We start from the raw sequence: 21,458 nt of genomic DNA, 5'->3' as shown, positions 1-21,458 counted from the left end.
ATATAGTTGCGTCATGAAAATTGATGCAACTATTTCTTCTATTGTCGACCTGCTTCATCTGCAAGGCGGCTATTCTTTCAGAGGCTCCATAGAAGGAGCAGTCGATGGGAATGCGCTGGCTGTGCAGATGAAGGACGTTGATCCCGAACATGGCGTGAATTGGGCGGGCACACTCCGCACTAATTTGAGCACGCATAGATTGCCTGCCTGGCTCAAAGAAGAAGATATTCTTCTTGTTTCCAAAGGGACGCGTTTCTATGCGGTTTGTCTGGATCGCCCGCCCCACCCTGCCGTCTGCAGTCCTCACTTTTTTCACTTGCAGGTGAAGTCGACGGCGACGTTGATGCCAGCATTTGTTGCATGGCAAATAAACCAAGCTCCGTTTCAGCGGCAACTGCTACAGGCTGCCGAAGGTAGCAGCCAACTCAGCATCCGTCGTCCATTGCTGGAAGCACTCACACTCAGTATTCCGTCGTTGCAGATCCAGCAAAGCATTGTCGCGCTGGCCGAACTTGCACGTCAGGAGCGCCAAACACTCAAGCAACTTATTCGCAACCGCGAACAACAAATCAATGCACTCGCTGACGGTCTGTTCCCGACGGCTAACTTACATTTGCAGGAAAATCCATGAACGATCTCAACATCAAAATCAACGCCGTCAGCCAGGACGAAATCAACGGTGCAGTCTGGAGTGCATGTGACACTTTCCGTGGTACGGTGGATCCCAGCATCTACAAGGATTTTGTGCTTACCATGCTGTTTCTCAAGTATGTGTCGGACGTTTGGCAGGATCACTACGACAATTACAAAAAACAATATGGCGATCATCCTGAGCTGATCAAGGAAATGCTCAAGAACGAGCGTTTTGTCTTGCCAGCCAGCGCCAGTTTTTATTCGCTGCATAGCTTGCGCCACAGCGCCGGTAACGGCGAGCGTATCGACAAAGCTTTGCATGCCATTGAAGATGCGAACTTGACCAAGCTGCGTGATGTTTTTCAAGATATCAGCTTCAACTCCAACAAGCTCGGCGATGAACAGCAGAAAAATGACATCCTGCGCCATCTGCTGGAAGACTTCGCAAAGCCGGCCCTGGATCTGCGACCCAGCCGTGTCGGCACCCTGGATGTGATTGGCAACGCCTATGAATTCCTCATCAAGAATTTCGCGTCCACCAGTGGTAAAAAGGCCGGTGAATTCTATACCCCACCGGAAGTATCATCCTTGATGGCGCGCCTGATGACACCGCAGGAAGGCGATGAAATCTGCGACCCTACCTGCGGCTCCGGCTCCCTGCTGATGAAGTGCGGCCGTCTGGTGCGCGAGAATACGGGCTCGCGCAAATATGCGCTGTACGGGCAAGAAGCGATAGGCAGCACCTGGGCATTGGCCAAGATGAATATGTTCTTGCATGGCGAAGATAACCATCGCATCGAGTGGGGCGATACCATTCGCAATCCTAAGCTGTTGGATAGCGTATCGAGCTTGAAGCACTTTGATATCGTTGTCGCCAATCCTCCGTTCAGCCTGGAAAAGTGGGGCCATGAAGGGGCCGATACGGATAAATTCAGCCGCTTCCGCCGCGGCGTGCCGCCACGTACCAAGGGCGACTATGCATTCATTCTGCACATGGTGGAAACCATGAAACCCGGAACTGGGCGCATGGCGGTGGTGGTACCGCATGGCGTGCTGTTCCGCGGCGCAGCAGAGGGCCGCATTCGCCAGAGACTGATCGAAGAAAACTTGCTCGACATAGTAATTGGTTTGCCTGAAAAACTGTTCTACGGCACGGGTATTCCAGCGGCGGTGTTAGTACTGCGCAAGAACAAGAGCGACGACAAAGTGCTGTTCATCGATGCCAGCCGTGATTTTGAAGCGGGCAAGAATCAGAACTTCCTGCGCAAAGCCGACTTGCAACGTATCTTGGACACTGCATTCACACGGCAGGGGTCAGATAAATACGCCTACCTGGCCAGCCCTGCCGAGATCGCTGAAAACGACTTCAACCTCAATATTCCGCGCTATGTCGACACCTTCGAGGAGGAAGCAGAGATCGACCTGATGGCTGTACGCAAGGAGCGCGAACAACTCAAGGCAGAGCTTGAAGTTCTGGAGGCGCAAATGGCGGTGTACTTGAAGGAACTGGGCTATGAGTGATAACAACAAGCCTATCGTGGATCAAGGCGAATTGGTTCTTTACACATCAGAGGACGGCAACGCGACGTTCTTCCTGCGGGCAGAAGGTGGCACCGTATGGCTGACACAAGTAGAGTTGGCTGAACTGTTTCAAACCTCGGTGCCAAACGTCAATATTCATATCAAGAATGTTATTGAGGAAGGCGAGCTTGAGGGGGAGGCAACTATTAAGGAAGACTTAATAGTTCGAATTGAGGGGACACGACAGGTGAGGCGTCCAGTCAAGCTGTACAACCTGGACATGATCCTGGCTGTCGGATACAGGGTCAAATCGCCGCGTGGCACCCAGTTCCGCCAGTGGGCAACCACGCACTTGCGCGAATACCTGGTCAAAGGTTTCGTCATGGACGACGAGCGCATGAAAGACCCGGTGGGTTGGGATTATTTTGACGAACTGCTCGAACGTATCCGTGACATACGGGCTTCCGAAAAGCGCTTTTACCAAAAAGTGCGCGACCTGTTTGCCTTGTCTGTGGATTACAAAGCCCATGCTGGCATGGTCGGTCCTTTTTTTGCTGAAGTACAAAACAAAATGCTGTACGCCGTTACTCAGCAAACCGCCGCCGAACTGATAGTCAATCGTGCCGATCCCAGCCAACCGAATATGGCACTGACGGCATGGAGGGCGAAGCGCATCTGCAAGACGGACGTTATCGTTGCCAAGAATTACCTCAACGCCGAAGAAATCGATCACCTGAACCGCATGGTCACCGCCTTCCTGGAGTTTGCGGAACTGCGCATCCGCCAGCGCAAACAGTTGACGATGGCCGACTGGAGACTATACGTCGATAACTTCATTCAGTTCAATGAAAGTCCCTTGCTGAAAGGTGCTGGACGCATGAGCCATGACGCCATGCTGAAGATCGCGCATGAGAGATATGAGCAGTTTGACGGGCAACGGCGCAAGGCTGAGGTGATTGAGGCGGACAGTGCCGATTTGAAGGAATTGGAGCAGATGGAAAAAATGTTGAGCAAGAAAGGTGGACGTGATGGTTCCTAACGGTTGGGAAAAAACTACTGTTGGCGCGGCATGCGCTATCAAAAATAATTTACGTTTTCCGATAAATACTGAGCAACGACAGAGTATGGCCGGTGTCTACCCATATTTTGGGCCGACAGGAGTTCTTAGCCATATTGATCATTACCGTATTGACGAGGAGTTTGCGGTGATTGGAGAGGATGGAGATCATTTTCTGAAATTTCGTAGCAAACCAATGACATTGCATTTTGAAGGAAAAGCTAATGTTAATAATCATGCCCATGTCATAGCTGACTCTGAAAAATGTTCTCCTAAATGGTTTTATTACTGGTTCATGCACCGGGATTTAGCTCCTGCGTTGTCTCGTCAGGGAGTTGGTCGCTATAAACTTACGAAAAAGGGACTTGAAGGGTTGGAAATTTTAATTCCGCCAAAAAATGAACAACTTCATATTTCCCGTATACTTTCCACTTGGGATAAAGCAATTTTTAATCTGGAACGTACTATTATTAATAGTAACAAACAAAAAAAAGCTTTAATCCACTCTCTTCTCAGTGACCGACCGCGAAAAAAAATGGGGAAAAAGGTGTTACATAGGGAGCATGCCGCCTCTATCTTTTTTCCTAGATCAACACGCAATAATAATGAGCTGGAATTACTTTCCGTAATGCAAGATGTTGGAGTTGTTCCAAGAAGCTCCCTTGATCGAAAAGTAGTTATGCCTGAAGGTTCTACAAGCGGATATAAATTAGTTGAGGCCGGGGACTTTGTGATCAGTCTACGTTCATTTGAAGGTGGATTAGAATACTCTGAGTATAAAGGTTTGGTTAGTCCCGCTTATACGGTATTGTCTTCAAAAAGGCCTATAGTGAACGATTTCTATCGACATTACTTTAAGTCCGCTGACTTTATTGGTCGTTTGGCCGTAGCGGTTATCGGTATCCGTGATGGAAAGCAAATTAGTTATGATGATTTTTCTTTCTTGAGTTTGCCGTATCCATCTCTAGTTGAGCAAGAGGAAATTTCGCGATTGTTAAATAATGCGGAGTCAATAATTAAAAAGAAAAAAAATGAACTATTTCTACTGAGGCAGGAGAAAATTGCATTGATGAATCAACTCCTGACTGGCAAACGACGCGTTCATTTTCCTGATTCCGAAACAGCGGCGCAAGCATGAATACAACCCCCAACTCCCGCGAGCAATACAGCGCCCATATCCCTGCATTGCATTTGTTGTGCAACCTCGGCTGGAACTTCATTACCACGGCGCAAGCTCTGGCGCTGCGTGGCAGCACGCGGGAAGTGTTGCTCAAGGGGCGGTTGATCGAGGTATTGCAGACGCGCCGCTATGAGTACAAGGGAGAGTGGTATGCGCTGTCCGCTGGCGGCATCGATCAAGTGGTGCGGGAGTTGTCGGCGTTGAGTCTTGCAGAAGGACTGATGCCAGCCAATGAAAAGCTGTATGGCAAGCTGGCGTTGGGTATTACCGTCACAGAATTCATGCCTGATGGTAAAAGGCATCAAACCACGGTGCAAGTGGTGGATTGGACTGACCTTGGCCGCAACCGTTGGGATGTCACGGAAGAGCTGGAAGTGCTGTCGGCTCAGGGCACGCATACCCGCATACCCGATGTGGTGTGCTATGTGAATGGTATTCCGCTGGTGGTGATCGAAGCGAAGCGTGCCGAATCGGCCGGCAGTCATCCGGCCAAGGCAATGGTGCAGGAGGGGATCAGCCAGCACTTGCGCAACCAGCGGCAAGATGAGATTCCCAATCTGTTCTCGTACGCGCAATTGCTGCTTTCCATCAGTCAAACGGAAGGACGTTACGGTACCACGCATACGGCGGCAAAGTTCTGGGCCAAATGGCGTGAAGAAGCATTCGACGATTCATACATTTCCTTTTTAAAAAATTCCGCCTTGACCCCGGACACTCGCGCGGCCATGTTTGAAGGTAAACCCGTTGTCTTGGCAGCTTACTTTGATGCATTGTGGTCACATCCTATGCAAGCCACCGACCAGGATCGCCTGCTGGTCAGTCTCTTGACGCCGCAACGCTTGCTGGAATTTTTGCGCGGGTTTGTATTGTTCGACCGGAAGGTTGGCAAGATCGTCGCGCGCTATCAGCAATTTTTCGGCATTCGCGCATTGTTGGAGCGCATCAGCCAGCGACGTCCTGATGGCGGGCGTGAGGGTGGCGTGGTGTGGCACACCACAGGCTCGGGCAAGAGCTTTACCATGGTGTTCCTGACCAAGGCCCTGCTATTGGTGAAATCGCTGCAAGAGTGTCGCGTGGTGGTGGTCACCGACCGGGTTGATCTGGAAAGCCAGCTCTCGCGCAACTTCATGTCGGGTGGCGCGTTTGGTTCAGCGATTGGCACGCAAAAAGATGGTGAAAAAAGCCGCAGTTTGTCCGGGCGTGACCTTGCCAGGCGTATCGGTAGTGGCACCGAACGTATTACCTTTACCTTGATACACAAGTTCAATACCGCTTCCAAGCTGGCCGAATGCCGCAATGATTCACCCGACCTGATTGTGCTGGTCGATGAGGGGCACCGCAGCCATGGTGGCGAAACCCATGAGCGCATGAAGCAGGCGCTACCCAAGGCTGCGTATATCGCTTTCACGGGCACGCCCTTGTTGAAAAATGAAAAAGCCGCCAACAAGTTTGGCCCTATCGTGCATGCCTATACCATGCAGCGCGCGGTGGAGGACGAAACCGTGGCACCTCTGTTGTACGAGGAACGCAAGCCTGCATTGGATATCAATGAGGATGCAGTCAGCCGCTGGTTCGAGAAGATCACCGTGAATCTTAGTGATGCTCAACGCACCGACTTGAAGCGCAAGTACGCCAAAAAGAAAGCTGTTTATGGTGCGCTCAATCGCATTGAACTGATTGCATGGGATATTGCCACGCATTTCAGTGAAAATATCAAGAGTCTGGGCATGGGGCTGAAAGGGCAAGTCGCCACGGACAGCAAACTGAATGCAATACGCTACAAAAAGGCACTCGATGAAACCGGGCTGGTCACCAGCGCGATTGTCATCTCGCCGCCCGATACGCGCGAGGGCAATTCCGACGTGGATGAAGATACTTTGCCGGAAGTCCAAAGGTGGTGGAAGCAAAATATCGCCGTGTATGGTGCCGACCCCGAAGTGTATGAAAAGCAGATACTCAACGACTTCGCTACCGATGGCGCGCCGGATTTGCTGATCGTGGTCGACAAATTGTTGACTGGATTTGACGAGCCGCGCAACGCGGTGCTGTATATCGACAAGCCGCTCAAGGGACACAATCTGATCCAGGCTGTGGCGCGTGTAAATCGCCTGCATGATGCCAAACGCTATGGCATTCTGGTCGATTACCGGGGCATTCTGGAAGAGCTCGACACGGCCATCCGCGACTATCAAGACCTGGAAATTACCACCCAAGGCGGCTTTGATATCGCGGACATTGAAGGTCTCTACCACCAGTTCAGCACCGAGTACAAACGCTTGCCTGGCTTGCACGACAAGCTTTTCTCATTTTTTAAGAGTGTTGGAAACCGGCTCGACACCGAGCAGTACCGGCAAGTGTTGACGCCAAAGTTCGTCAAGGGCGTTGATGGTGACGAGTATGACGAGCGCCAAAAAGTGCGCGACGACTTTTATGCAGCCGTGACCGCGTTTGGTCTTTGTTTGCAGTTGGCCCTGTCCTCGCGCAGTTTTTTTGAAGACAAGAGTTTTTCAGAAAGCCTGATCGCTCGTTACAAGTCCGATTTACGCTTCTTCACGGAGTTGCGCCAGACCGCGCGCCGCGATGCCATGGAAACCGTCGATTACAGTAACTATGAAGAGCAAATTCGCAAACTCGTCGACAAGCAAGTCATCGGCATGGAAGTGCGTGAATCGGAAGGTGTGTATCTGGTGCACCAATTGGGGAAAATTGAAGATCCCGAGCAATGGTCGGAAGACAAGACACGCAATGAAACGGACATCATCCGTACGCGTTTGCGTAAAACCATCGAGCAGGAGTTGGCGGAAGATCCTTATGCACAGAAGGTGTTTGGGGAACTGCTGAAACAGGCTATCGCCGAGGCAGAAGCCATGTTCGATCACCCGATCAAGCAATATGCCCTGTTTCAGGAGTTTGAGAAAAAACTCGACACTCGCCAGACTGACGGAGTACCTGATGCCCTGGATGAAAAACCGCATGCCAAAGCGTACTTTGGTGTGATGCGTCTCGTTTTAGGGGAGACTGTGTTTGCGACATTAAGTTCTGAAGTTCAGGAAAATCTGGTTCAGCAGGCGATTGCCATGGATGTGTTGGTACGCGATGCCGTCGCAGAAAATTCCCTGAATCCGCAAAATATCGAGGCGGCCATACGCAAGGGGCTATTGCCCTTATTGTTTGGCACCCTGGGGTTGGACAAGACGTTGCTGGTCGTTGAACAGATCATCGAGATTACCCGCATTGGATTGAATCGTTCCGCAACATGATAAAGCCCATGCAATCGACTCAGCACAGCATTCAGTATGGAGACGAGCTGATTCGCTTCAGCCTGCGTCGCCAGCCCTTGCGCACCGCACAACGGCTGGCGATTCATGTCGAACCGGATGGCAGTGTCGTTGTCGATGCCTCCGAGGTAACGTCACTTGAAGTTGTCCTGAGTGCTGTAAAAAAGCGCGTGCGCTGGATCAGTCAGCATGTTGGCGCCGCAAGAGAAAGACTGCATCATGTGCTTCCACGTGAATATGTGAGTGGAGAAGCGCTGCACTATCTTGGCCGACGTTATCGATTGAAGGTCATTGTTCAGAATGACGTGACCCCGGGTGCGCGCATGCGTGGTGGATTTATCGAAGTTACCGTTGACGAACATCGGCCAGTCACTATCCAGAAAATCCTGGATGGCTGGTTTCGTATCAGAGCGCGAGAAGTGTTTGCCATCCGTTTGGCAGCGGTCGCTGCCCCTCTTGGCTGGATAAAGCACCTTCCCCCTACCCGTCTTCAATTCATGAAGGTGCAGTGGGGTAGCTGTTCGCCATCAGGCCGTATCACTCTCAATCCCATGTTGGTGAAAGCGCCACGCGATTGCATTGACTACGTACTATTGCATGAGTTATGTCATCTATTACATCACAACCATGGTCCCAAATTTTACAAAACCCTGGACCGGTGCATGCCTGGTTGGCGAGTAGTTAAAGAAAGATTGGACAACATGGCCGAAGAGATATTTCGGGTATAAAAGTGGATATTCAAGTTTCAAAAAACATTGAACGGTCGCGGTTTGCGTTCAGCAGCTGGCTCCTGGCGCACTAGCAATGGCAGGCTGGCGCGCCAATGCGATGAAGGCCTTGACGTAGTCGATGGCGGTGTCCGTCTCGCGGGCCCCCAGGAAAATCTGTTTGGCGATGCCGCGCGGGCCCAGCCGCACAGGCACCACGTCCATCTTGGCAGCATATTCCTCGACCAGCCAGCGTGGCAGGGCGGCCACGCCGCGGCCGCTGGCCACCATCTGCAGCATGATGTCCGTGGTTTCGATGGCTTTGTGGCGCTTGGGCGTGACACCGGCCGGCAGCAAGAACTGATTGTAGATGTCCAGGCGCTCGATGTCCACGGGGTAGCTGATCAGCACTTCCTGGGTCAGTTGCTGCGGCTTCACATAGGCCGCCGACGCCAGGGCATGGCCCTTGGCCACGACCAGCACTTGCTCGTAGTCGAACACGGGCTCGAATGCCAGCCCCGGCTTGTACAGCGGGTCGGGCGTGACCAGCAGGTCGATCTCGTAGCCGAAGAGCGCGCCGATCCCGCCGAACTGGAACTTTTGCTTGACGTCCACATCCACGTCGGGCCATGCGGCCAGATAGGGCGACACCACCTTGAGCAGCCACTGGTAGCAAGGGTGGCATTCCATGCCGATGCGCAACGCGCCGCGCTCCCCCTGAGCGAACTGGCCCAGGCGCTCTTCGGCCAGGTCCAGTTGCGGCAGCACCCGGTTCGCCACCGCCAGCAAATACTGGCCGGCCTGCGTCAGGCGCAGGTTGCGCCCTTCGCGCAGCCAGACATCGGTGCCCAGTTGCTGTTCCAGCTTCTTCATGCTGTGGCTCAGGGCCGACTGGGTCAGGTTCAGCACGCCTGCGGCAGCCGTCAAGGACCCTTGTTTCTCGACCTGCTGGACGATGCTGAGGTGGATGCGTTCAAGCATTGAGATGAGCCGTGTTCATGGATGTATGAAATAAGACCATTATACTTCATCGATCCCCCCCGTTATCATCCCTACCCTTGCTGCTGACATTTGTCGGCCCGCCCGCATCACCCTTATGAAAGCAAACATGACACGTCCATTGCGCTTAGTTGCCGTTTCCGGCGGGCTGCAACGCCCTTCCAAGGCTGCAGCCCTGGCCGAGCACCTGATGGACCTGATCGCCGATGAAGTGCTGTGCGAACAACGCCTGGTCGAACTGGGCCAACTGGCGCCGCAGCTTGCGGGCGCAGTCTGGCGCTCGCAATTGCCCGAAATGGTCGAGCGGGAATTGGCAGCGGTCGAGCAGGCGGACATCCTGGTGGTGGCAACCCCGGTCTATCGTGGCTCGTACACGGGACTGTTCAAGCACTTCTTTGACTTCATTGACCAGGACGCCTTGACCGACAAGCCCGTCTTGCTGGCGGCTACCGGCGGCAGCGAGCGCCATGCCCTGATGATCGACCACCAGTTGCGCCCGCTCTTCAGCTTCTTCCAGGCACGCACATTGCCGCTGGGCGTCTACGCGACCGACAAGGACTTTACCGACTACCGCCTGCAGGATGAGGCCTTGATCCAGCGCGCCACCTTGGCGGTCCAGCGGGCCTTGCCCTTGATCGGCTTGACGCGCCATGCGAGATCTGCCACCGCTGAAGAGCTGGTCGCGGCCTGATAGGCATCACGACGGTCAATCAACACATTCATCTTTTTGCAGAAATCAGGACAGATCACCATGAGCAAAGACTTTGTATTCAGCATCAAGAGCATTATCTTCGATGAAAACTATCACCCATCGGACAGCACGCGCCTGACAACCAACTTTGCCAATCTGGCCCGCGGAGAGCGTCGCCAGGAGAACTTGCGCAATACCTTGAAGATGATCGACAGCCGCTTCAACAACCTGGCGCACTGGGATAATCCGACCGCAGACCGCTACTCGGTGGAACTTGAAATCATTTCCGTCGCGTTGAATATCGATGCAGAAGGCGACAATATTCCATTGATCGAGATATTGAAGCCAAATATCATCGACAAAAAAACCAATGAGCGCATCGATGGCATCGCCGGGAATAACTTCTCTTCCTACGTGCGCGATTACGACTTCAGCGTGCTGCTGCCAGAGCACAATAATAATAAATCCACGTTTCGCACGCCGGACAATTTCGGCGATTTCCATGGCAAGCTGTTCAAGCACTTTGTCAGGTCAAACACCTATAAAGAGCACTTCAGCAAGCCGCCCGTTATCTGCATCAGCGCCTCGAGCAGCAAGACCTATCAGCGCACTGAAAACCAGCACCCCATCCTGGGTGTCGAATACCAACAAAATGAGTTCTCGTCGACGGATGAATATTTCGAAAAAATGGGGATGCAGGTGCGCTACTTCATGCCGCCGAACAGCTCCGCACCGCTGGCTTTTTATTTTATCGGCGACCTGCTGGCCGACTACAGCAATCTTGAACTGATCGGTACCATCAGCACGATGGAAACGTTCCAAAAGATCTACCGGCCGGAAATTTACAACGCCAATTCCGCGGCAGGGAAGTTGTATCAGCCCAGCTTGAAGAACCAGGATTATTCGTTGACGCAAATTGTCTATGACCGGGAAGAGCGCAGCCAGCTGGCGGTCAAGCAGGGCAAATATACGGAAGAGCACTTCATCAAGCCATACAAGAATATTCTTGAACAATGGTCTGCGAATTACGCGCTCTGATTAAAAAAATAAACGAAAGCATTCATCATGAAAAAATTATTGCCTACTTCCACTGCCGGCAGTTTGCCCAAACCTTCCTGGCTGGCGCAGCCTGAAAAACTGTGGTCACCGTGGAAATTGCAGGACGAGGAATTGATCGAGGGCAAACAGGATGCTCTGCTTTTGTCACTGCAGGAACAACAGCAGGCGGGCATCGATATCGTCAGTGACGGCGAGCAGACCCGCCAGCATTTCGTCACTACGTTTATCGAGCATCTGAGCGGCGTGGATTTTGACAAACGTGAAACCGTCAGGATTCGTGACCGCTACGATGCGAGCGTGCCGACCGTCGTGGGCGCCGTGAGCCGCCCGAAGCCGGTTTTTGTGGAGGATGCCAAGTTTTTACGCCAGCAAACCACGCAGCCGATCAAATGGGCGCTGCCAGGCCCGATGACGATGATCGATACGCTCTTTGACAGCCACTACAAGAGCCGTGAAAAGCTGGCCTGGGAATTCGCCAAGATCCTCAATCAGGAAGCGAGAGAATTGGAGGCGGCCGGCGTCGATATCATCCAGTTTGACGAACCCGCATTCAATGTCTTCTTTGATGAGGTCAATGACTGGGGGATTGCCACCCTGGAAAGGGCGATCGAAGGACTCAAATGCGAAACGGCCGTGCATATTTGCTATGGCTACGGCATCAAGGCCAATACGGACTGGAAAAATACGCTGGGCTCCGAATGGCGCCAATATGAAGAGTCTTTCCCGAAGCTGCAGAAATCGAATATCGACATCATTTCGCTGGAATGCCACAACTCGCGTGTGCCCATCGACCTGATTGAACTCATTCGCGGCAAAAAAGTGATGGTCGGCGCCATCGACGTGGCATCCAATACCATTGAAACGCCGGAAGAAGTGGCCAACACCCTGCGCAAAGCGCTGCGCTTTGTCGATGCCGACAAACTCTACCCGAGCACCAACTGCGGCATGGCGCCCTTGGCTCGCCAGGTAGCAAGAGGCAAACTGAATGCGCTCAGCGCTGGCGCGCAAATCATCCGGAGAGAGCTTTCCTAGTCGGCTGATGAAGTTATGCCTGCGCCTAAGCCAGGCGCAGCAGCATCGTTCGCAAGCGCTTCGCCATCCGTGCCCGCAAGGCTGGGTTCAGCAGCGGCGCCACCTGCTCAAAAGTATTGTCGATGCGCACCAGCAGGGCATCGACATAATCTTCCGCCTTCCCGCGTGTGGCGAAGCCGAAACGGGTCACATCGAGCAGCATGGCGTCGCGCGTGATGTCGCGGCGGCCGGCGGATTGTCGTCCTTAATTGGAAGAATATGAACGCAGCAGTTGATTTTTAAAGTGAACATAAAACTGAATTTAATACGATTAAATTCAATCTTATGTTCATGTGATCCGTCGTCGCGCTATTCTAGAATTCCTCCCACTGGGCCGGCGCGGAGGCGCGTTGCGGTGCCGCTGCCACGGCCGCGCGTATTGCGGGTCTAGCCGCTGGCCGCACGGCAGGCGTTGGCAAGGTCGCCGCTGGCACGCCGCCCAGTTTAAATACGCTCACCACCTGCGCCAGGGTAGCCGCCTGCTCCTGCATGGCTGCTGCGGCGGCCGCCGACTCTTCCACCAAGGCCGCGTTTTGCTGGGTGACGTTGTCCATCTCGCTGATGGCCTGGTTGATTTGCTCGATGCCGGCCGTCTGTTCCGCGCTGGCCGAGGTGATTTCTTCCATGATGTCGGTAACGCGGCGCACGCTGTCGACCAGGTCGGTCATGGTGTTGCCGGCTTGATGCACGAGCTCGCTGCCGGCCGCCACGCTCCGGGTCGAGTCGTCGATCAGGGTCTTGATTTCCTTGGCCGCCGCTGCCGAGCGGTGCGCCAGGCTGCGCACTTCCGTGGCCACGACGGCGAATCCACGGCCCTGCTCGCCCGCGCGTGCCGCTTCCACGGCCGCGTTCAAGGCAAGAATGTTGGTCTGGAAGGCGATGCCATCAATGACGCCGATGATGTCCGCGATCTTGTTCGACGAGGCGTCGATTTGCCGCATGGTCGCCACTACTTGCGCGATGACGGCGCCGCCGCGCTGCGCCACCCCGGAGGCCGTGTCGGCCAGCACATGCGCCTGGCGCGCATTGTCGGCATTCTGTTTGACGGTCGAGGTCAGTTCTTCCATGGAGGAGGCGGTCTCTTCCAGCGAGCTGGCTTGCTGCTCCGTGCGCGCAGACAGGTCCAGGCTGCCCGCCGCCACTTCGGACGAGGCCGAGGCGATCGTTTCCGTGCCGGCGCGCACCGTGCCCACCGTTTGCGCCAGATTGTCATTCATGCGCTTGAGCGCCTGCAACAGTTGCCCCATTTCATCGCGCGACTGCGCCGTGATCTGACTGCTCAGATCGCCCGCGGCCACCGTGTTGGCCACCTGCAGCGCCGTGGCGACGGGGCCGGTGATCGAGCGCGTGATGCCATACGCCAGCGCCGCCGCGATGGCCAGCGCCGCCAGCGACATGCCGATCAGCAAGGTGCGCGTGTTGGCATACGTGGCATTGGCATTGTCTCCCGCCGTGTTGGCCAGGGTGTTTTGCAAGCTGATTTGTTCAGCAATCAATTGCTTGTAGACGAGCAAGACGGGGCGCAGCTGGCCGTACAGGTAGGCGCTGCTATCGTCCGGCGTGCCGCTCCTGATCAGTTCCAGCAAGGCCTCCTGCCCCTGCGCATAGCGCGTGTTGGCGTCGTTCATCTTGACGAGCAACGCGCGTTCACGGTCGGAATCGAGCATGCTCGCGAGCTTGCCGAGATTGCCCGCCGCCGCCTGGCGCGCGGCCAGGATGGCGTCCGTTTGCTTGCGCTGGTCGGCCGGATCGGCGCTGAGCATCATGTTGCGCAGGGCAATGGCGATGTCGTTGATGTTGGCCGATACGCTGTTGGCGAGCTCAATCTTCGGCATGCTGTCATGCACGATATGGCCGGTGCCCTGGTTGATCTTGCCCAGCATGGCAATGCCCAGGCAGGAGATGATGATCAGCATGGCGCCGATGGCGCCAAAGCCCACGGCGAGGCGGGTGCCGATGGTCAGATTGGATAAAAACTTCATGGCGGTCTCAATACGGAGGGAATGGTGAAAAGGTCGGCGGCTGCGGATTGGTGGGCCGCGCCGCCAAGCGGAGGACGATCCTAGACCTTTTCATGTGATATTTCCATAGGGCAATATGCCTAGTCGCCCCCTTGGATGCACGCCGGTTCCGCCTGTTCTGCGGCTTGCGCGTGTTTTCAGCTATATTGGCAGGCACCCGCCGGGCGGCAGGCCATGGCCTGCGTCGTCGCCGATTCGGCAATTTTTTCCATTTTCAGCCTTAGGTCCGCATGACTTCTCTCCGTCTCCGTTTCTTCCCCTTCCTGCTGGCGTTGTTGCTGGCCTGCTCGCTGGCCCCGCCGCCCGCCTGGTCGCAGCCCGTCGACGATGCCGCCACGGCCGATCAGCGTCTCGATGGTTTGCGCAAGCAGATCACCGGTATTCAAAAGGCGCTCGATGGCGAGGCGGAGCTCGATGACGCGACCCTGTCGCAGATGCGCGCCGATGCGCTGGCGGCCAGCGCCGAGGCGGACAAGGTGGCCGATGCGCTCGCGCCCACGCTCACCAGCGTGCAGGCGCGGCTGGCCGAGCTGGGCAAGCCGGCGGCGGGCACGAAAGACGCCCCCGACGTGGCGGCGCAGCGCAGCCAGCTGGACCGCACCAGCAGCGCGCTCGATGCGCAAGTAAAACTGGCACGCTTGCTGGCCGTGGAAGCGACGCAGGCGTCGGAGCAAGTGTCGACGGTGCGCCGCGCGCAGTTGCAGGCGCGCCTGGGCGAGCGCACGGCGTCGATTCTGGCTGGCTCGTTCTGGAAGCAGCTGCATGCGGAATTGCCGCAGAACCTGCAACGGCTGCTGGCGCTGGAGCTGGAATTGGCGAATGCGGCAAGCGCCACGCCATGGTCGGCCTGGGGCGGCTTGCTGGCCGCCATCGTGGCTGTGATCGGCGCCAGCGTCTGGATTTCGCGCTATTTGCTGGTGGTCACGTCCACGCGCGTGCCGCACGGCCGCTTGCGCCGCTCGCTGCATGCGCTGGCCGTGCTGGTGCTGGCGCTGGCCACGCCGGGCCTGGTGGCGGAATTGCTGGCCATGGGGCTGCGTTGGGAGGGCGGCCTGTCCGAAAAGACCTCGACTTTCCTTAGCAGCTTGATCGGCATCATCTGTTTTGCCGGCTTTACGGCGGGACTCGGCCACGCGCTGCTGTCGCCGCGCCGCGTCTCGTGGCGCTTGCTGCCCCTGCCCGATGCGCTGGCGCACCGCATGCGCAATTTTCCATCGATGTTTTCCTTCATCGTCGTGCTCGTGTGGGCGACGGAACGGGTCACCATCGTCATCAATGCGGGCTTGTCGACGGCCGTGGCCGTCAATTGCATCGTCGCCCTCGTGATGAGCACGACCATCGCCTACGGCCTGATGCGCGCCGAGCGCTGCTGGCGCCAGTTGCGCGAGGCCGATCCCGCCACCCTCGTCACGCCGCTGTGGCTGCGCTGCGTCACGGTGCTGCTGTGGCTGGCGCTGGCGTCGAGCGTCATCAGCTTGCTGATCGGTTATGTTGCCTTTGGCAGTTTTATTGCCAAGCAAATCGCCTGGGTCATCGTGGTGCTGTGCAGCACGTATTTGCTGACGGTGCTGGTCGACGATATCTGCATGCTGCTGGCCTCCACGCCGCCACCGCCGGACGCGGCCCATCCCGTGCTGGCCACGCCCAAGGCGCGCGACCAGGCGGCCGTGCTGCTGTCGGGCATCGGCCGCGCCATCGTCGTGCTGCTGGCTTTGATGCTGCTGCTGGCGCCGTTCGGCGAAGGTCCGGGCGAGTTGTTCCAGCGCGTCGGCAAGTTGCAGGATGGCCTGGCCATCGGCGAAGTGGCGATTCGCCCGGCCGCCATGATCCAGGCGCTGCTGGTGCTGGTCGTCGGCTTTATCGCGCTGGGGCTGTTCAAGCGCTGGCTGCAAAACAGTTATTTGCCGACTACCAATCTCGACACGGGCATGCAAGTATCGTTCATCACCCTGTTCGGCTATATCGGCGGCGTGCTGGCCGTGGCGCTGGCCCTGTCGGCGGCCGGCATTGGCCTCGAACGCATCGCTTGGGTGGCGTCGGCCTTGTCGGTGGGTATCGGTTTTGGCTTGCAGGCGGTGGTGCAGAACTTCGTGTCCGGCCTGATCCTGCTGGCCGAACGTCCCGTCAAAGTGGGCGACTGGGTGTCATTGGGCGGTGTGGAGGGCGACATTCGCCGCATCAATGTGCGCGCCACGGAAATTCAATTGGGCGACCGCTCGACGGTGATCGTGCCGAACTCGGAATTCATTACCAAGACGGTGCGCAACGTGACCCTGGCCAATCCGCTGGGCCTGGTGCAAGTCAAGCTGCCGCTGCCGCTGGGCACGGATGCGCAGGCGGCGCGCGCGCTGATCCTGTCCGTCTTTGTCGACAATCCCGACGTGCTCGACACGCCGGCGCCGAATGTGCAGCTCGATGGCATTGACAATGGCCTGTTGTTGTTCAACGCCACCGGCTTTGCCTCGTCGCCGCGCCTGACGTCGGGCATCCGCAGCGCGCTGCTGTTCGAACTGCTCAAGCGCCTGGACGAGGCGAATATCGCCATCGCCAAGCCCAGCACGATGGTGCTGAGCAGCGTGCCGGCGCAGCCCGAGGCGCCGGCCATGTCAGCCGTTGCACCGGCGCCGGCGCCCGTGCCGCCGCTGACGAGCTAGTCGGCAAGTCAGCGCACGGTCGACCACAGCAGGGCCGCCAGGTACAGGCCGATGCCGAACGCCGTGTGGGCCATCAGGCTGCGCAGGCGGGCGGCGTTTGGGTGCGGCGTCTTGCTGGCGGCCAGGCCGGCGCCCATGCCCGGCTGCAAGATGCAAAACGGCGCGGCCACGCTCACGAGGCCCGCCAGCAGGGCCGGCGCGAACCTCGGCTGTTGCACCCACTCCTGTCCCACCAGCGCCAGCAGCACGGCCGCAAACAGCACGCCGATCAGGTAATGAGCCGTCCAGCCCAGGATGGTTTCATCGCGCACGGGTGCCGCCTGGGCGATGTTGACGTGGCTGAAGGTACCGCGCGGCAGATGGCCGAGCCAGCGCCCCACCATCGCAAAGTTCAGCGAGGGGATGCACCAGAAGCGTTTCAAGGCCACCGCCCACACATCCATCACCGCCGTCGCGCCCACGCCGATCGCCAGCGCATCGAGCCAAAGTATTTGCATTGCCGCCCCTAACATTCAATGAATTGCTTGAATGTTATAAGGGTGCTAGCATTGTGTCAATGAACAACGCAGAAATCGATACCCTTGCCAGTCCCGCCGGTTTTGCCCATATTTTAGGCAGCGCGCCGCGATTGCGCCTGCTCGAGCAGATCGTGCACGGCGAATATGCGGTGGAGCAGCTGGTGGAGTTGACGGGCCTGTCCGTGGCGAATACGTCCCAGCATCTGCAGCAGTTGCGGCGCGCCGGTTTCGTGCAGGCGCGGCGCGATGGCAAGCGCGTGCTGTACCGGCTCGGCAGCGGCCCCATCGTGCAACTGCTGGCCGCGCTGGACGTGTATGCGCAGCACCAGCGCAGCGAGTTGCAGGCGCTGGGCCGGGGCGACCACGTGGAAGCGATCACGGGCGATGAGTTGCAAGAGCGCATGCGCGAGGCCAGCATCACCGTGCTCGACGTGCGGCCCGCGCAGGAGTTTGCCGCCGGCCACTTGCCCGGTGCGATCAATATTCCTTTTGATGACTTGCAGCGCCGGCTCGGCGAATTGCCCGCGAACGCAGAGATCGCCGCCTACTGCCGTGGCCCGTATTGCGTGCTGTCCGTGCAGGCCGTGGCGGCCCTGCGCCAGCACGGCTTGCAGGCGCGCCGTCTCGGCAGCGGTTACGACGATTGGCAGGCGGCCGGCTTGCCTGTCGTCAAGGCGGCCTGATGGCCATCCCCAACAGCAAGCAGGAACTGCTCGAGGCGATTAGCACCACGTATGCGAAGCTGGCGCAGGAGCTGGCGCGCGTGCCGCCAGCGCTGGCGCGTGCACCCGTGCTGGAAGGACAAGTGGCGGGTACGCGCATGAGCGTGTGCGACTTGCTCGCCTACCTGGTGGGGTGGAACGAGCTGGTCTTGCACTGGCACGCGCAGCTGCGCGATGGCAAACGCATCGAGGACATCGCTTTTCCCGCCGAAGGTTTCACGTGGAACGCTCTGGGAAAACTGGCGCAGCGCTTCTATGCGGACTATGCTGAACTGGGCATGGATGAGTTGCTGCTGCGCCTGGAGCAGGCGAAAGACCAGCTGCTGGCGCTGATCGACGCGCACGATGACGCGCAATTGTATGGCCAGCCCTGGTACACGCATTACACGATGGGGCGCATGATCCAGTTCAACACGGCGTCGCCGTATGCGAACGCGCGCACGCGCTTGCGGGCCTGGCTCAAGACCTTGTAGCACCCTCAGCGGCAGGCTTGCACGATTGCATCAGTACCTTCAGAAAATTTTTCAGGCAGGATAGTGGTTTCAAGCGTAACCAATAAAGGATCGCCATGTTGACCATCGCCCTCGCCCAGATGAATCCCACCGTGGGCGACTTCGACGCCAATTGTGCCGCCATCATCGCGCGCATGCAGCGCGCCAGCGAGGAAGGCGCGGACCTGCTCGTCTGCCCCGAACTGTCGCTGTGCGCGTATTATCCGGGCGACCTGTTCGAGGACGCCGCCTTCCTGCGCGGCATGCAGCAGGCGCTCGATACCGTGCTGCAGGCGTCCACGCGCTGGCCGAAACTGGTTACCGTCATCGGTACGGCGCGGCCGAACTCCGGCGTCGGCAAGCCCCTGTACAACGCCTTGCTGGCGATGCGCGACGGGCGCATCGTGGCCGAATACTACAAGCAGCTGCTGCCCACTTACGGCATCTTCGACGAGGGCCGCCATTTCGAGCCAGGCCCGCCCGGCGCCTGCACCTTGGAGATCGCCGGCTGCAAGGTCGGCTTCATGATTTGCGAGGATGGCTGGAATGACGACGGGCGTGCCTACGCCGTCAACCCCTTCGACGCCCTGCACGCGGCGCGGCCCGATCTGATCGTCAGCATCAACGCCAGCCCGTCCGACATCGGCAAGCGCGCCCAGCGCCACGCCGTGTTTGGCGCCGCCTGCAAGCGCGTCAATCTGCCCCTGCTCTTCGTCAACCAGGTGGGCGGCCAGGATCAGCTCGTGTTCGACGGCGCCTCGTTCGCCATGTCACCGACCGACGGCGTGGCATTCGAAGCGGCCCGCTTCGTCGAAGATTTTCCATTGCTGCGCTTTGCCGGCGGCCGTTTTACGCGTACCGATGGTGCCGCGTTTCCCATGCCCGACCCGGAAGGCATCCCCGCCGTGGAGTTTGCGCGGCGCCAGATCGTGCTGGGGTTACGCGACTACGCGCGCCGCTGCCGCTTTACGAAAGTCGTCGTCGGCTGCTCGGGCGGCATCGATTCGGCGCTGACCCTGGCCCTGGCCGTCGAAGCGCTGGGCGCCGACAACGTCGTGGGCATCACCATGCCGTCCGTGTTTTCCAGCGCCGGCTCCGTCACCGATTCCATCGCCCTGTGCGCCAACATGGGCATCGCCCTCTACACGCATCCGATCCGCGACATCGTGGCGCAATACGAAGCCGGTTACGCGGCCGCCTTCGACGGCAAGCTGCAGGGACTGCCGCTGGAAAACCTGCAGGCGCGCGTGCGCGGCACGATCCTGATGGAATATTCGAACGCGTTTGGCGCCCTGCTGCTCACCACCGGCAACAAGAGCGAAATCTCGGTTGGCTACTGCACCCTGTACGGCGACACGAATGGTGGACTGGGACTCATCGGCGACCTGTATAAAACGGAGGTGTTCGCCCTGTCACGCCATATCAACGCCAGCGCCGGGCGCGAATTGATTCCCGTTGCCGTGCTGGACAAGCCGCCATCGGCGGAACTGGCGCCGGGCCAGCGCGACACGGATAGTTTGCCGCCGTATCCCGTGCTCGATGAAATTCTCAAATGGCATATCGAAGGACGCCGCCTGCCGACGCAAGAAAGCGCGCAAGCGTTGACCCTGGTCGACCAGCTGCGCGAGACGGACGAGGGACGCGCACTCGTGACGCGCATCCTCGGCATGGTCGCCCGCAATGAATACAAACGGCGCCAGGCGGCGCCCATCATCCGCGTGCGTTCGCGCGCCTTTGGCAGCGGGCGTCAATTGCCGATCGCCGCCCACTACCCCACCGGAGACGACGCATGACCCTCACTTATTCTGCCGATGCGGCCATCCTGATCGGCCGCTTTCAGCCTTTTCACAATGGCCATGCGGGCTTGTTGCAAAAGGCGCTGACGACGGCCGCGCAAGTGGTGGTGGTGCTCGGTTCGGCCTTCCATGCGCGCAGCCCGAAGAACCCGTTTACGTGGCAGGAACGGGCCGCCATGATCGCCGCCACCCTGCCCGAGGCACAGCGCGCGCGCGTGCATTACGTGGCCGTGCGCGATTACTACGATGACGGCTTGTGGGCCGATGCCGTGCGGCGCGCCGTGGCGGGCGCCGTGCCCAAGGCGCAGCGCGTGATGCTGGTGGCCTGCTTCAAGGACGCCACCAGTTACTACCTGCACCATTTCCCGCACTGGCAGTTATTCAATCTGGAAATCGACCCTGGCGCACCCATCGGCGCGACGGCCATCCGCAACGTGCTGTTCGAGGCCGAGGACGTGGACGTGTCGCTGAGCGCCGTGGCGCAGCTGCTGCCGGCGGCCATCGGCCAGTATCTGAAGGCGTGGACCTTGCTGCCGTGGTACGCCCCGCTGGTGCAGGAATACCGCGCCATCGAAGCCTATAAAGCACGCTGGAAAGTGGCGCCGTATGCGCCCATCTTTACAACCGTCGACGCGCTGGTGCAGACGGGCGGCCACGTGCTGCTCGTGCGCCGTGGCGGCTATCCGGGCAAGGATTTATGGGCTTTGCCCGGCGGCTTCCTGGAGCCGCGCGAACGCCTGCTGCAGGGCGCCCTGCGCGAACTGGCGGAGGAAACCCAGCTGGGCGTGCTGGCGCCCACCCTCGTCGAGGCGTTGGTCGGCGTGGCCGTGTTCGACCACCCGGACCGCAGCCAGCGCGGGCGCACCATCACGCATGCGCATTACTTCGATTTGAAGACGCGCCAGCTGCCGGCCGTGACGGCGGCCGACGATGCGGCGCTGGCGCAGTGGGTGCCCGTCGCCGCGCTGCCTGCCATGGAAGAGCAATTCTTCGAAGACCACTTTCACATCCTGAACCACTTCCTCAAGCTCACGCACGAGGGGCGCTGAGAGGGGGCACT

Annotated in this window: 18 protein-coding genes; 14 read left to right on the top strand and 4 right to left on the bottom strand. The window is 58.1% G+C overall.

Annotated elements, in window-relative coordinates:
- The first annotated feature begins 13 nt into the window (after positions 1-13).
- From VM94_RS01165 to VM94_RS27615, 6 genes are read left to right on the top strand one after another with little or no spacing between them, the layout of a single operon-like run.
- Positions 14-631, top strand: coding sequence for a restriction endonuclease subunit S (locus VM94_RS01165; protein ID WP_046681832.1), 618 nt, complete (start codon positions 14-16; stop codon positions 629-631).
- On the top strand, positions 628-2,154 hold the full coding sequence (locus VM94_RS01160; RefSeq protein WP_046681831.1) for a type I restriction-modification system subunit M: 1,527 nt from the start codon (positions 628-630) through the stop codon (positions 2,152-2,154). Before VM94_RS01165 ends, VM94_RS01160 begins: the two co-directional genes overlap by 4 nt.
- Positions 2,147-3,193 carry a virulence RhuM family protein gene (locus tag VM94_RS01155; RefSeq protein ID WP_046681830.1) on the top strand — a complete coding sequence of 349 codons (1,047 nt, stop codon included), beginning with the start codon at positions 2,147-2,149 and terminating at the stop codon, positions 3,191-3,193. The genes VM94_RS01160 and VM94_RS01155 overlap by 8 nt, the downstream gene beginning before the upstream one ends.
- Positions 3,183-4,349, top strand: a complete 1,167-nt coding sequence (locus VM94_RS27620) for a restriction endonuclease subunit S (RefSeq protein WP_082127497.1) — start codon at positions 3,183-3,185, stop codon at positions 4,347-4,349. The genes VM94_RS01155 and VM94_RS27620 overlap by 11 nt, the downstream gene beginning before the upstream one ends.
- A complete protein-coding gene (locus VM94_RS01145) occupies positions 4,346-7,651 on the top strand; it encodes a type I restriction endonuclease subunit R (protein WP_046681828.1) in 3,306 nt (1,101 codons plus the stop codon). The genes VM94_RS27620 and VM94_RS01145 overlap by 4 nt, the downstream gene beginning before the upstream one ends.
- Positions 7,652-7,659: 8 nt before the next feature.
- Positions 7,660-8,397, top strand: a complete 738-nt coding sequence (locus VM94_RS27615; RefSeq protein ID WP_235432784.1) for a M48 family metallopeptidase — start codon at positions 7,660-7,662, stop codon at positions 8,395-8,397.
- A 48-nt stretch (positions 8,398-8,445) separates the two neighbouring features.
- Here VM94_RS27615 and VM94_RS01135 read toward each other — a convergent pair whose 3' ends face one another.
- Positions 8,446-9,357 carry a LysR family transcriptional regulator gene (locus VM94_RS01135; protein ID WP_046681826.1) on the bottom strand — a complete coding sequence of 304 codons (912 nt, stop codon included), beginning with the start codon at positions 9,355-9,357 and terminating at the stop codon, positions 8,446-8,448.
- Between the two features lie 127 nt (positions 9,358-9,484).
- On the opposite strand from VM94_RS01135, the gene msuE reads away from it, so the two are divergent.
- The 3 genes from msuE to VM94_RS01120 are packed head-to-tail and all read left to right on the top strand — an operon-like array spanning position 9,485 to position 12,157.
- Entirely contained in the window at positions 9,485-10,066 is a 582-nt protein-coding gene (gene msuE, locus VM94_RS01130; protein WP_046681825.1) for an FMN reductase, read from the top strand.
- A 60-nt stretch (positions 10,067-10,126) separates the two neighbouring features.
- Positions 10,127-11,104 carry a DUF1852 domain-containing protein gene (locus VM94_RS01125; RefSeq protein ID WP_046681824.1) on the top strand — a complete coding sequence of 326 codons (978 nt, stop codon included), beginning with the start codon at positions 10,127-10,129 and terminating at the stop codon, positions 11,102-11,104.
- Positions 11,105-11,131: 27 nt separating this feature from the next.
- Positions 11,132-12,157 (top strand): methionine synthase, encoded by a 1,026-nt coding sequence (locus VM94_RS01120; protein WP_046681823.1) that lies wholly within the window; start codon positions 11,132-11,134, stop codon positions 12,155-12,157.
- Between the two features lie 25 nt (positions 12,158-12,182).
- On the opposite strand, the gene VM94_RS28430 is transcribed toward VM94_RS01120, so the two are convergent.
- Both VM94_RS28430 and VM94_RS01115 read right to left on the bottom strand, forming a co-directional pair.
- Positions 12,183-12,359, bottom strand: a complete 177-nt coding sequence (locus VM94_RS28430) for a hypothetical protein (RefSeq protein WP_160309263.1) — start codon at positions 12,357-12,359, stop codon at positions 12,183-12,185.
- Between the two features lie 151 nt (positions 12,360-12,510).
- Entirely contained in the window at positions 12,511-14,178 is a 1,668-nt protein-coding gene (locus VM94_RS01115; RefSeq protein WP_046681822.1) for a methyl-accepting chemotaxis protein, read from the bottom strand.
- A gap of 269 nt (positions 14,179-14,447) precedes the next feature.
- On the opposite strand from VM94_RS01115, the gene VM94_RS01110 reads away from it, so the two are divergent.
- Positions 14,448-16,871 (top strand): DUF3772 domain-containing protein, encoded by a 2,424-nt coding sequence (locus VM94_RS01110; RefSeq protein ID WP_046681821.1) that lies wholly within the window; start codon positions 14,448-14,450, stop codon positions 16,869-16,871.
- Between the two features lie 8 nt (positions 16,872-16,879).
- Here the strand turns inward: VM94_RS01110 and VM94_RS01105 are convergent, their stop codons facing one another.
- Entirely contained in the window at positions 16,880-17,368 is a 489-nt protein-coding gene (locus VM94_RS01105) for a DUF2938 domain-containing protein (RefSeq protein ID WP_200899188.1), read from the bottom strand.
- A 59-nt stretch (positions 17,369-17,427) separates the two neighbouring features.
- Here VM94_RS01105 and VM94_RS01100 point away from each other — a divergent pair, with 59 nt between their 5' ends.
- The 4 genes from VM94_RS01100 to VM94_RS01085 all read left to right on the top strand — a co-directional run bounded on the left by VM94_RS01100 (position 17,428) and on the right by VM94_RS01085 (position 21,447).
- A complete protein-coding gene (locus VM94_RS01100) occupies positions 17,428-18,072 on the top strand; it encodes an ArsR/SmtB family transcription factor (RefSeq protein ID WP_046681819.1) in 645 nt (214 codons plus the stop codon).
- Entirely contained in the window at positions 18,072-18,584 is a 513-nt protein-coding gene (locus VM94_RS01095; protein ID WP_046681818.1) for a ClbS/DfsB family four-helix bundle protein, read from the top strand. The genes VM94_RS01100 and VM94_RS01095 overlap by 1 nt, the downstream gene beginning before the upstream one ends.
- A gap of 95 nt (positions 18,585-18,679) precedes the next feature.
- The gene (locus VM94_RS01090) at positions 18,680-20,395 is read left to right on the top strand and encodes an NAD+ synthase (RefSeq protein ID WP_046681817.1); all 1,716 of its coding nucleotides are present in this window, start codon (positions 18,680-18,682) and stop codon (positions 20,393-20,395) included.
- Positions 20,392-21,447 carry a bifunctional nicotinamide-nucleotide adenylyltransferase/Nudix hydroxylase gene (locus tag VM94_RS01085; RefSeq protein WP_046681816.1) on the top strand — a complete coding sequence of 352 codons (1,056 nt, stop codon included), beginning with the start codon at positions 20,392-20,394 and terminating at the stop codon, positions 21,445-21,447. The genes VM94_RS01090 and VM94_RS01085 overlap by 4 nt, the downstream gene beginning before the upstream one ends.
- The last annotated feature ends 11 nt before the right edge of the window (positions 21,448-21,458 follow it).

The organism is Janthinobacterium sp. KBS0711, assembly GCF_000988085.1.
In the GTDB taxonomy this organism is placed as follows: domain Bacteria; phylum Pseudomonadota; class Gammaproteobacteria; order Burkholderiales; family Burkholderiaceae_D; genus Janthinobacterium; species Janthinobacterium lividum_E.
Note: the sequence above shows the minus strand (reverse complement) of the source record. Positions and strands in the feature narration are given on the sequence as shown.

Excerpts from the sequence above, each read along its gene's own strand:
- VM94_RS27620 (WP_082127497.1), top strand. The coding sequence starts at position 3,183 with ATGGTTCCTAACGGTTGGGAAAAAACTACTGTTGGCGCGGCATGCGCT.
- VM94_RS27615 (WP_235432784.1), top strand. The coding sequence starts at position 7,660 with ATGCAATCGACTCAGCACAGCATTCAGTATGGAGACGAGCTGATTCGC.
- VM94_RS01160 (WP_046681831.1), top strand. The coding sequence starts at position 628 with ATGAACGATCTCAACATCAAAATCAACGCCGTCAGCCAGGACGAAATC.
- VM94_RS01110 (WP_046681821.1), top strand. The coding sequence starts at position 14,448 with ATGACTTCTCTCCGTCTCCGTTTCTTCCCCTTCCTGCTGGCGTTGTTG.
- VM94_RS01120 (WP_046681823.1), top strand. The coding sequence starts at position 11,132 with ATGAAAAAATTATTGCCTACTTCCACTGCCGGCAGTTTGCCCAAACCT.
- VM94_RS01100 (WP_046681819.1), top strand. The coding sequence starts at position 17,428 with ATGAACAACGCAGAAATCGATACCCTTGCCAGTCCCGCCGGTTTTGCC.
- VM94_RS01085 (WP_046681816.1), top strand. The coding sequence starts at position 20,392 with ATGACCCTCACTTATTCTGCCGATGCGGCCATCCTGATCGGCCGCTTT.
- VM94_RS28430 (WP_160309263.1), bottom strand. The coding sequence starts at position 12,359 with ATGCTGCTCGATGTGACCCGTTTCGGCTTCGCCACACGCGGGAAGGCG.
- VM94_RS01135 (WP_046681826.1), bottom strand. The coding sequence starts at position 9,357 with ATGCTTGAACGCATCCACCTCAGCATCGTCCAGCAGGTCGAGAAACAA.
- VM94_RS01155 (WP_046681830.1), top strand. The coding sequence starts at position 2,147 with ATGAGTGATAACAACAAGCCTATCGTGGATCAAGGCGAATTGGTTCTT.
- VM94_RS01095 (WP_046681818.1), top strand. The coding sequence starts at position 18,072 with ATGGCCATCCCCAACAGCAAGCAGGAACTGCTCGAGGCGATTAGCACC.
- VM94_RS01145 (WP_046681828.1), top strand. The coding sequence starts at position 4,346 with ATGAATACAACCCCCAACTCCCGCGAGCAATACAGCGCCCATATCCCT.
- VM94_RS01105 (WP_200899188.1), bottom strand. The coding sequence starts at position 17,368 with ATGCAAATACTTTGGCTCGATGCGCTGGCGATCGGCGTGGGCGCGACG.
- VM94_RS01115 (WP_046681822.1), bottom strand. The coding sequence starts at position 14,178 with ATGAAGTTTTTATCCAATCTGACCATCGGCACCCGCCTCGCCGTGGGC.
- VM94_RS01165 (WP_046681832.1), top strand. The coding sequence starts at position 14 with ATGAAAATTGATGCAACTATTTCTTCTATTGTCGACCTGCTTCATCTG.
- VM94_RS01125 (WP_046681824.1), top strand. The coding sequence starts at position 10,127 with ATGAGCAAAGACTTTGTATTCAGCATCAAGAGCATTATCTTCGATGAA.
- msuE (WP_046681825.1), top strand. The coding sequence starts at position 9,485 with ATGACACGTCCATTGCGCTTAGTTGCCGTTTCCGGCGGGCTGCAACGC.
- VM94_RS01090 (WP_046681817.1), top strand. The coding sequence starts at position 18,680 with ATGTTGACCATCGCCCTCGCCCAGATGAATCCCACCGTGGGCGACTTC.